Source organism: Bradyrhizobium sp. Ai1a-2 (genome assembly GCF_000426245.1).
GTDB lineage: Bacteria > Pseudomonadota > Alphaproteobacteria > Rhizobiales > Xanthobacteraceae > Bradyrhizobium.
The window spans coordinates 68,657-76,336 of the sequence record NZ_AUEZ01000042.1 but is presented as its reverse complement, the minus strand read 5'-3'; the positions used below and the strand labels follow the sequence as shown (position 1 = coordinate 76,336).

Annotated in this window: 7 protein-coding genes; 2 read left to right on the top strand and 5 right to left on the bottom strand. The window is 62.5% G+C overall.

Annotation, left to right across the window (positions count from 1 at the left end):
• Positions 1-617: 617 nt before the first annotated feature.
• Complete coding sequence (locus K288_RS0124975) at positions 618-1,994, bottom strand: PLP-dependent aminotransferase family protein (protein WP_027582027.1); 1,377 nt, start codon at positions 1,992-1,994, stop codon at positions 618-620.
• Positions 1,995-2,073: 79 nt separating this feature from the next.
• Between K288_RS0124975 and K288_RS0124970 the strand changes: the two genes are divergently transcribed.
• Both K288_RS0124970 and K288_RS0124965 read left to right on the top strand, forming a co-directional pair.
• Positions 2,074-2,532, top strand: coding sequence for a DUF983 domain-containing protein (locus tag K288_RS0124970; protein ID WP_027582026.1), 459 nt, complete (start codon positions 2,074-2,076; stop codon positions 2,530-2,532).
• A 347-nt stretch (positions 2,533-2,879) separates the two neighbouring features.
• The gene (locus K288_RS0124965; protein WP_210164437.1) at positions 2,880-3,860 is read left to right on the top strand and encodes a class I SAM-dependent methyltransferase; all 981 of its coding nucleotides are present in this window, start codon (positions 2,880-2,882) and stop codon (positions 3,858-3,860) included.
• 18 nt (positions 3,861-3,878) lie between these two features.
• Here K288_RS0124965 and K288_RS46460 read toward each other — a convergent pair whose 3' ends face one another.
• The 4 genes from K288_RS46460 to K288_RS0124945 are packed head-to-tail and all read right to left on the bottom strand — an operon-like array spanning position 3,879 to position 7,542.
• Positions 3,879-4,292, bottom strand: coding sequence for a hypothetical protein (locus K288_RS46460; protein WP_027582024.1), 414 nt, complete (start codon positions 4,290-4,292; stop codon positions 3,879-3,881).
• Positions 4,289-5,464 carry a glycosyltransferase family 4 protein gene (locus K288_RS46455; RefSeq protein ID WP_051334700.1) on the bottom strand — a complete coding sequence of 392 codons (1,176 nt, stop codon included), beginning with the start codon at positions 5,462-5,464 and terminating at the stop codon, positions 4,289-4,291. Before K288_RS46455 ends, K288_RS46460 begins: the two co-directional genes overlap by 4 nt.
• Before the next feature lie 9 nt (positions 5,465-5,473).
• A complete protein-coding gene (locus tag K288_RS0124950; RefSeq protein WP_027582023.1) occupies positions 5,474-6,748 on the bottom strand; it encodes a glycosyltransferase in 1,275 nt (424 codons plus the stop codon).
• Positions 6,745-7,542, bottom strand: a complete 798-nt coding sequence (locus K288_RS0124945; protein ID WP_027582022.1) for a WecB/TagA/CpsF family glycosyltransferase — start codon at positions 7,540-7,542, stop codon at positions 6,745-6,747. The genes K288_RS0124950 and K288_RS0124945 overlap by 4 nt, the downstream gene beginning before the upstream one ends.
• Positions 7,543-7,680: the final 138 nt, after the last annotated feature.

Sequence of the window (7,680 nt, the reverse complement as noted above, 5' to 3'; positions counted from 1 at the left end):
GCAACGACGCCCCCCTTTTTCCAGGCGACGATCGCCAAATCGTCCCAGTCCAACCTCCATCGACATAAGACCTCCCTCCACAAGACCGCCTCTCATCAGGGAATCAGTCTTCGCCGATCTTCGCAACAAAGATGTGTGCATTAGATAGCCGGTCACCGGGGAGAGCACGAAGTAAGCCGTAACACCATCGCGCAGGGAAAGCCGGAATGCTTCGGTTGAACCTGTGGTCCTCCCCCCGTGCTTTTTGTTGCACGGGACCCACGGGTGCAACCAGCACCCGGCTTTCCCTGCGCCCTCCGATTTCGAGAGAGGGTGGAAAGTGATGCAAAGCTCGGGCGCAACGCGCCGCGAGAATGCGGACGCATATCCTTTCTCTATCGTCATGCCCCGCGAAGGCGGGGCATCCAGTAACCCGCGGCGTCTCGATTCAAGCTCTGACGCCTCTGGAATACTGGATCGTCCGCCTTCGCGGACGATGACAGCGGAGAGCTGTTTGATATTTGAATCAATCGTAGGATGGGTAGAGCGAAGCGAAACCCATCATTCGCGAGGCATTCTCCGAAGCTGATGGGTTTCGCTGCGCTCAACCCATCCTACGGGCCGCGCTACAACACGCCTCAGACGATCTGCGTCGCCATGACCGACAATTTCATCGCCGCAGCGAGCACCTGCATGGCCTGGTTGACATCGGCGCGGCTGCGCGCCGCGCCGAGGGAGACGCGGATCCCGCGCGGCGGCTTGTCGATAGTGGCAAACGCATCTTCGCCGACAACGGCAAGCCCGTGACGGAGCAGATGCGAAAGCAGGTCCATCCGATTCCAGGATGGCGGCAGCTCCAGCCAAAGGTGATGGCTCGTCGGACGGGATGCGAAAGCGATGCCCTTCAGGATCCGGCTCGCCAATTGCTGCCGTCCCTTGGCTTCGTTGCGTACCGCCTCGATGATCTCGTCGGCGATGCCGTTTCGGATCCAGTGGGTGACCAGCGCGACCATCAGGGGCGGCGACATCTGCATCGTTGCCTGCAAGCCGCTGCGCATGGTCTGCGCGGCGCTGGAATCAGGTGCCTGCAGATAGGCGACGCGCAGTCCTGGCGCGATGCATTTCGACGTGCTGGCGGCGAAATAGGTCCGCTCGGGGATCAGGTTTGCGATCGGGGATGCGGACGGCTCGAGCAGACCATAGGCGTCGTCCTCGATCAGGAATGTTCCGGCATGGCGGATGATTTCGGCGATGGCCTTGCGGCGTGCCGGGCCCGCTGTCGCGGTCGTCGGGTTGTGCTGCGTCGGCACCAGGTAGACAGCCTTGGGCTTGTGCTTGCGGCATGCATCCTTGAGCGCGTCCGGCCGCACGCCTTGCTCGTCCATGGGCAAGCCGATCAGGCGAACGCCCAATCGGGCAGCCGCTGTCTTCAGGCCGGGATAGGTGAGTGCCTCCGTCAGGACCACGTCACCGGGCGAGGTGAGGGCGAGAAGCGCATTGAACACGATGGCCTGCGATCCCGGAAAGATCACAAGATGCTCGGCATTCACATCCGTCACGCGATGGCGCAGCCAGTCTGCCGCCGTCTCCAGTTCGAGATCGCTGCCGCCTGGTTTTGAATAGGTCAGGAATGCGCTGAAGCCGCTTTCTCTGCGAATGGTCTCCAGCCCCTGCGCGATCCGAAGATCCAGATTGGCTTCCACCGGCTGAGGCGGAAGGTTCATCGAGAGGTCGATCGTGATTTGGGAGGGAACGTGCGACGGCGATCGCACCGTCGTCTCCGAGACGAACGTTCCCTGGCCGACCCTGGCGTCCAGCAGCCCGCGTCGGCGCGCTTCGCCATAGGCGCGGGTGACGGTGGTGAGATCGATGCCGAGTTCGGTCGCGAGCGCGCGATGCGTCGGCAATCTTTGTCCGCGAACAAGCCGGCCGCTCTCGATATCAGTGGCCAGCGCATCGACGATGCGCATGAACAGCGGGCCTTGCCATTCGGAAAGTGTAGGGACCCAATCCATACAATAGGCCTATTTGTCTTTGATTGTATCCATACATTCTCGTACTGTATGGACATGCCTCAGGTCAAGGAATTCAGCCATGACACAGCCAGTTTCGCTTGCCCAAGCCGTGTTGCGCGGCTTCACCATGCGATGCCCCAATTGCGGGAAGGGTCATCTCTTCCGCCGCTTCCTGAAGGTCGTGGATCACTGCGAAGTCTGTGACGAGGACTACACGCCGCAGCGCGCCGATGACTTCCCCGCCTATCTCGTCATCGTCGTCGTCGGACACGTGGTCGTGCCGGCTTTGCTGGCGGTCGAGATGGCTTATGCGCCGCCGGCCTGGCTGCAGCTTGCGATATGGTTGCCGGTGACGCTGTTCTCATCGCTCGCGCTGCTTCAGCCGACGAAGGGCGCCATCGTCGGTCTGCAGTGGCAAACGGGAATGCATGACTTCGCGCAATCGAAGAACCGCAGGTCCGCCAATTCGACACGATCCACCGAGTCCACCAAGGCGAACACCAACACGACGTCGCTGAAGAGCCACGCGCTTATTTGAGCTCTGCCCGGAGCGCTCGTCCGAGCAGCAGAGTTCTGTGAGCTGCCCTCACACAATAAGCTCACGATCACGATCGTAGTGACGATCGGCGCAGCCATCGTGCTGACAATTTGAAGATTCATTCTGATGCTCGGAAGCGCGGGCTCACGTCGATGCGTGACGTGACCGGCGGTGGGCGTATTGTGGCTTGCTGAAGGCAAGTCCATGCGTCCACCAGACAGAACCATCCTGCCCCGCACACGTTGGCTTGTTGCGTCGCACAGACGCCGCAATTTGCAACAAAAAATCTAGATACAGTCTGTTCCTCGGGCGGAACCCAGGAACGTCGCTTGAACGAAGGGGCCTTCTTGGATTCCTCTGTCACCTATCGATTGGATACGTGGGCGCAGACCGATTGGTGGCGGCGCGCGGTTCGCTGTCCGCGCTGTGCGGCGCCGCTGCGCGAAATCGACGCGCGGCCGTTCTGCTCGAGTGTAACTTGTGAATACTCCAGAACCGGGTTTCCGGTGGTCGAGGACCAGCCGGTCCTGATCGATTTCGCCGCCAGCGTCTTCGAGCGAGGAATGTATCGCGGCGGCAATGGTTCGGTCTTTCACCGCGACGTGACGCGTCGTTCGATCCGCTCGCGCCTGCATCAGCTCACCTTCGGCGGCAATCAGGTGGCGCAATCGAACTGTGCCCGCTTCATCGAGCTGCTGAAGCAGGAATCCGAACGGCCGGTCGTGCTCGTCATCGGCGGAGGTGCGGTTGGCGACGGCGCCGAAGAGCTCTACGCGGATGACTCCCTCGAGTTGATCGGGACCGACGTCTACGCGTCGCCCTACACGCTGCTGGTGGCCGACGCGCACCGGCTGCCGTTCGAGGACGGTGTGTTTGATGGCGTCTGGGTTCAGGCCGTGCTCGAGCATGTCCTTGAGCCCATGTCCGTCGTCAGCGAGATTCACCGCGTGCTCCGGCGCAGAGGCCTCGTCTACGCCGAAACGCCGTTCATGCAGCAGGTGCACGAGCGCGGCTATGATTTCTCGCGCTTCACGCGGAGCGGTCACCGCTGGCTGTTCAAGCAGTTCTCGGAAATCCGCGCGGGCCGCGTCGGTGGCGCCGGCGCCGCGCTGGTGTGGTCGATCCGCTATTTCGCGCGTGCGCTCGGCGCCGGCGACAAGCTGTCGCGCCTGGTCGCGCTGCCGTTCTTCTGGATCCGCCTGCTCGATCCGCTGACGCGCGCCCGCGCCGGATCGGATGCGGCGAGCGGCTTCTTCTTCCTCGGGCGCCGGGCGGAGCGTCCGCTCGATCCGCATGTCATGCCACGATATTACGACGCGCAGAGATGATGCTCGGCGGCGTCGGCTTCAGGTGAGGCCTTTGATCTTCTTGCAAGGCGTCGCCGAGGTCGAGGACAGCTGCACGATGTCGACGACGGTTTTTATTGTCAGCACTTCTTTGCCGGTGAGAAAGCGCAGCGTCGCGCCCGGATAGGCGTCGCAAAATTGCGACAGTGTCGACGCCGTGGCAGGAATGGTGTCCTGCTTGGGAATGACCGCGATGCCGCCGTCCTTGAGGATATAGGCGTCCCTCACATTCGTCATGCTGCTGGCCGCGAGGCAGACCTTGAACAGATCGTTGTAGGATTGGGGCGGCGACTTCAGATCGCCGCCAAGGCTGCCCAGCAGATATTCGCGGCTTCGGCGGCAGTTGTCGGCGCCGGCGTGCGCCGCGCCGGTGGCGAGCAGAAGCAGGATCGCGGCGGCGGCGATCCGCCTCATGCGGTCACGACCGCGGCCTGCGGCGCAGGCCGCTGCTTCCGCGCCAGCCCGTAGGTCGCGGCAGCACATCGTTCCCACGATAAATTGCGTGCATGAGCCAACGCGCCCGCCGCAAGGGTCGCACGCAATTCGTCATTCTCGGCGAACCTGGCGATCGCCGCGGAAATGCTGTCGCTATCGGGCGGCACAAGGATGCCGCTTTGATCCGCCAGCACGGCGTCAGGAACGCCGCCGACCGCCGTCGCAACGCTCGGCACGCCGCCGGCACCGGCTTCGAGATAGACCAGTCCGAATCCTTCGACCCGTCCGGAGGAGGCCGGAAGTCCCGTCAGGGAGAACAGATCGGCGGCGCCATAGATATCGCGGATCTCTTCGTTCGGCAGCGGACCGAGCAGGCGGACATCGCAATTGGCCGAGTCGATCAGACGCCGAAGTTCGTTGACATAGTCGGCCTCGCCGTTCGGGCCGATCACGAGCCAGGTGATACGCTGCCGCAGCCGCTCGGGGAGACGCGCGAGTGCCGCGAGCGTCAGATGATGTCCTTTGCGATGGGTGATCCGCGCGACGGTAACCATCACCAGCCGCTCCGGCGACAGCCCAAGGCCGGCGCGGATGTCCTCGCGATCTCGTCGCTCTCCGAACCAGAAGTCGGAAACGCCGAGACTGATTGCGCTGATCTGTCCCGCGTCGATGGAAAACCGTTCGCAGAACAGATCCCGGGTGTAGCGGCTGTTGGCGACGATCTCGGTCCGCGGTCCGAACACGCCGGCGCTGCGGATCGCGAGCCGCTTCAACGGGGTCTGGGTTTCGTTGATCTCGGTGCCATGCACTGTCATCAGCAAGCGTGCCGGCGTCTGCCAGCGCGACAATGCGACGGGAATGAAGAACGGCCAATCGGCCGCATGGATCACGTCGTATGGACGCTCGCGAACCTTGTTGCGCGTCAGCATCATTTTCGCCGGCAGGTCCTTGATCGAATGCAGGCCGCCGGAAAAGCGGGCTACTTCGAACGGCAGCGCGCGATCGCGGCCCGCATTGTCCTGTCCATAGTCCGGCGCGACCACGGTGACGTGCGCGCCGAGCCGCGCCGCGGCGGCGGCGATCTCCCCTGCATAGGTGCCGATCCCGCCCATGGCGGGAGCAAACTCACTCGTCAGCAGCAGGATGTCCACGTCGGTGCCTCAAGAGGCTGCGGCGGCGGCGAAACCGCGGGCGTCCTGAATTTCCTGATGATAGCGATACACGCGCGCCAGTTGCGTCGCTGGCGTGAAGTCCTGGATCGCATCGGCGACCTGCTCGGGCGTGATCTCGCGGCTGTCGATGGCGTCACGGACGTCGACGAAGCGCTGCGCGAGCGTTTCCACCATGTCGTCGCGGCTGCCATCGCGTGTCACCAGATAGCCGCTCTGGCCGTCATGGATGACGGATTCGAGCTGCGGCAGATGCATGGCGACCATGGGACGGCCAACCGCGAGCGTTTCCAGAACGCAGCGCGGCATGCCCTCGAACTCGGAGGTGAGAATGCCTGCATGCGCCTCTGACAACGTCTTCGCCATGCCCATGGCATCCTTGAAGCCGTGGCGAACGGTGATGTCCTCGATTGCAGCAAACTCGCTGAAGCGGTGCGGATCGCTGGTGCCGATATAGTGAAAACGGATCGGGCTGTTCAGCCGCTGTCGCAAACGATCGATGGTGCGGAACATCAGCGGCGGATCCTTGAATTCGTCCAGCCTGCCGGCGAACACGATCTGGAATGGCGACATGCTCTCCGGGAACGGTTGCGGCTGGAAGATGTCGGTATTGACCCAGGTCCACAGCGTATCGATCTTCTCTTTGCTGCGCGGATAGGTCTTCTGCATCCGTTCGGTGATGAACGGATTAACGCAGAGGAACTTCTCGCTCATCGTCACCGCGAACCGCTCACCGGTATTGTGCACGAAGGAGTATCTCCGGAGCAGCGAATCCATCTGCAGTTTCGGCGCGCCCTCGCCATGCAGCATCTGCACGAAGGGAAGACGCAGGACCGCCGGCAGCCAGGAGAACTCCACCCGTCGCAGGTCGATCGAGCATTGTCGCGTCCGTACCAGCCGCGCGATCTGGCCGAAATGACGCAGCAGCGCCACGAAGAACTGGCCGGTCAGCGAAGAACGAATGGTGCGAGCGGCTTCACGCGCCTGCGCGTCGCTATAGCGCAGGATCGGAAGGAAATCGAAGGTGCGGCCGCGGAACGTGACCCGGTGCACTTCGCCGAGCGCGAGGTCACCGATCGAATCCACGCCGACGAACAGGATGTCGGTGTTGTCAGGATGGAAGGTGATGAAGTCGCGGATATAAGTCTCGAGCCCGCCGACCTTTTGGCCGCGCGGATCGAACGGGTGGAGCAGGCAGATCTGATAGCGTGGCCGAACGCGGCTTGCATTGCGGGCGCGCAGCGCCAGTGTCACGGTCGAGGTCATGCGGTCTTCCGGATTCGTGCGTTGATGATCTGGGGCAGGGTCCGCGCGACGAGCCCCGGGACGGCGGCCATGCAGCGGGCATAGCGCGGTCCGAGCCGGCTTGGATTGTTCAACATGCGCCATGCCCACTCGAGTCCGGCCTTCTGGGTAACCGATGGCGCGCGCTTCTGCGTGCCGGCGATGAAATCGAGCGCGGCGCCGATGCACAACACACCCGTCCCATCGAGCTCGTCGAGACAGCGCGCGGCAAATACTTCCTGGCGTGGCGCTCCAAGTGCGACGAAGCAGAGTCTTGCGCCGGATTCGCGGATCAATTCGATCGCATGGTCAGCCTCGGCGGAATAAGGATCGAAGTTGGGACCAGGCGCATACCATCCCACAACTTTCAGACCCTGGAACCGTTCCGACAAACGTTGCGCGGTGGCCTTCAATGTCGCGTCATTCGATCCCAGCAGAAAGACAGGAAGGCCTCGCCTCTGCGCTTCCTCGCACACCGGTTCCACAAGATCGGCGCCGGTGGTCCGTTCGATATGCGTACCAAGCAAGCGAGAGAGCACGACGATCGGGAACCCGTCGGCCGTCACAAATTTGGCGCGACGATAAGCCGCCCGGAAGTCAGCCCGATGTTGCAGTTGAACGACATGGTCGAGATTCAACGTGCATACGCTGAAGTTCTCACCCTGTTGCGCGGCCGATACGATCGAGTTCACTGCTTCGGGCAATGAACCAATGTTGATAGCGATGCCATCAACATTGAGATTGGATGTCGCAGGCTGCGTCTGTATTTCCGGCATGTCGATCTCCAGGTGGACAGAGAAGCCGAGGTGCACTGACGGAAGTCGTCGGCATGCTCAATGCTTGTGCGATGGGGAACTCGCATCGCGAAGACTCTTCCTCGACGAGCATCGTCACGAAATCGAACTATTGCGTCG